At 53.7% G+C, this 2,125-nt stretch carries 2 protein-coding genes; both read right to left on the bottom strand.

Annotated elements, in window-relative coordinates:
- Window positions 1-57: 57 nt before the first annotated feature.
- Window positions 58-852, bottom strand: a complete 795-nt coding sequence (gene istB, locus A7090_RS00420) for an IS21-like element helper ATPase IstB (RefSeq protein ID WP_000544809.1) — start codon at window positions 850-852, stop codon at window positions 58-60.
- Window positions 852-2,024: an IS21-like element ISEc62 family transposase gene (gene istA / locus A7090_RS00415; RefSeq protein WP_105272598.1), complete on the bottom strand. Its 1,173-nt coding sequence runs from the start codon at window positions 2,022-2,024 to the stop codon at window positions 852-854. The genes istB and istA overlap by 1 nt, the downstream gene beginning before the upstream one ends.
- Between the last annotated feature and the right edge of the window lie 101 nt (window positions 2,025-2,125).

Raw genomic sequence — 2,125 nt, 5'->3', positions numbered from 1 at the left:
TGTCAACGCCAAGATTATTGGCCGTTTTTCGCCATTTTTAATGTCCGCTATTGGTCATTAATGTTGTCCGCTTTCCGCCATTTCATCATCACTGATTGGCGTGGCGTTTTTTGCCAGCACTCCCGCTTTGCGTTTTTCCTTTAACCGGTAGCTTTCTCCTTTGATGTTCAGTGTGGTTGAGTGGTGGAGCAGTCGATCCAGGATTGCCGTTGCCAGCACGTTATCGCCGAACATCTCTCCCCAGTCGGCGAACCCTTTATTTGATGTCAGCACGATGCTCGCTTTTTCATATCGACGGTTCAGCAACCGGAAGAACAGACTGGCTTCCTCGCGGGTCATCGGCAGATAGCCTATCTCATCCAGTATCAGTACCCGGGCATAACCAAGCTGCTGTAGCTGTTTTTCCAGCCGGTTTTCCTGTTTTGCCTTCATGAGTGTGGCGATCAGCTTATCCAGTGGCATGAACAGTACCCGATGACCAGCGTCCGCCGCTTTTACCCCGAGAGCGACTGCCAGGTGCGTTTTACCCACACCGGGCGGACCCAGCAGGATCACGTTCTCGCTACGCTCCACGAACGCCAGCCCGGCCAGCTCACGGACGACCTTACGATCGATACCTGGCTGGAAGCCGAAGTCGAACTGCTCCAGCGTTTTGACCCACGGGAAGCGGGCCTGTTTCAGCCGGGACTCCATACCGCGCTGATGCCTCCCGTTCCATTCCTGCTGCAACGCCATGCACAGGAACTCGCGGTAGTTCAGTTCTTTTTTGGCCGCCTGCTCCAGCAGGCTTTCAACGTGGTAGCCCAGATGTTCCATTTTAAGACGACTCAGCAGTGTCTCCAGTTCATGCATCACAACAGCTCCTCATACGTACTCAACGGTCTGTGTTCCACCTGACTGACCTGCTGCCAGAGTGGGGCGTGATGCTCCGGCACGGTTTGCCAGCTGGATGCAGCCGAACAGAGACGGTGCGATGCTACCTGTTGCTCATTACTGTAGATCCGTAGTTCATCATCCAGCGAGATCCGTATTGATACCGGCTGGCCACACAGGCTTTCCGGTACGCTGTAACGGTTCCCGCCAACCTCGATATAGCCATCCCAGGAGACATGACGGATATCGAAATAGCTGGTATCGAAGTCCATACCCGGCAGCGGATGCAGATGCTCCTGTTCCTGCGTGAAGCGCTGTTCCGGTGTCTGCCTGAACTGGCGAAGTTCTCGCCTGTCAGCAACGTCAGCCATCCACTGCTCCAGTAGCTGGTTAACATGGGCGAAGCTGTCGAACCGGCGGTACCGGACGAAGAAGTTTTCCTTGAGGTATTTCACCATCCGTTCAACCTTACCTTTGGTTCTGGCCCTTCGTGGACGGCAGGCCCGTGGCAGGAAGCCATAGTGATCGGCCAGCAGCAGGAACCCGGAGTTGAACACCACCTTCCCATTGTTATTTTTCAGAACTGCGGCTTTCTGGTTATCGACCAGCACGGTTTTCACGCTACCGCCGAAGTAGCGAAAGGCGCGGACCAGTGACTCATAGGTATGTTCAGCATCCTGCTTTGGTGCCGCGAAGACATGGAAGCGACGTGAGAACCCCAGCGTATTAACCGCGAAGTTAACCCTGCATCGTTGCCCGGCAACCTCAGCCTCAACTTCTCCCCAGTCATGCTGTAGCTGGTAACCGGGCTGAGTTTCGAAGCGAACCGTTTTCTTCGATGGCCGCATCTTACGTTTGGGCTGGATGTAGTAGCGCAACATGGAACGGCCACCGGTATAACCCATCGCTTTGATTTCCGCCAGGATGACCTCGCCGTTCCAGACGTTCTCAGCCAGACGCATATCTATATAGTCCATGAACGGCTTGAGTTTGGCCATTTTGTGGCGTGTTTTTCTGGCCGGAGGTTCCGGGTATTTCAGGTACCGTCTGACGGTCCGCTCAGAGCAACCAACCTGAGTGGCAATATCAACAATATACGCACCTTGCTGGCGCATTTGCTTTATCATGTAAAAATCCTCTCTGCTCAGCATGAGTGTTCCCTTTGTGGTGTAGGAACCTTAAGGAAACAACATGTTGGGTGGAGCGGACAATCCAAATGGTGAATTACTGTCTTATATCATTGGCGCTGACA

Source organism: Escherichia sp. MOD1-EC7003 (assembly GCF_002965065.1).
Taxonomy (GTDB): Bacteria; Pseudomonadota; Gammaproteobacteria; order Enterobacterales; family Enterobacteriaceae; genus Escherichia.
Note: the sequence above shows the minus strand (reverse complement) of the source record. Positions and strands in the feature narration are given on the sequence as shown.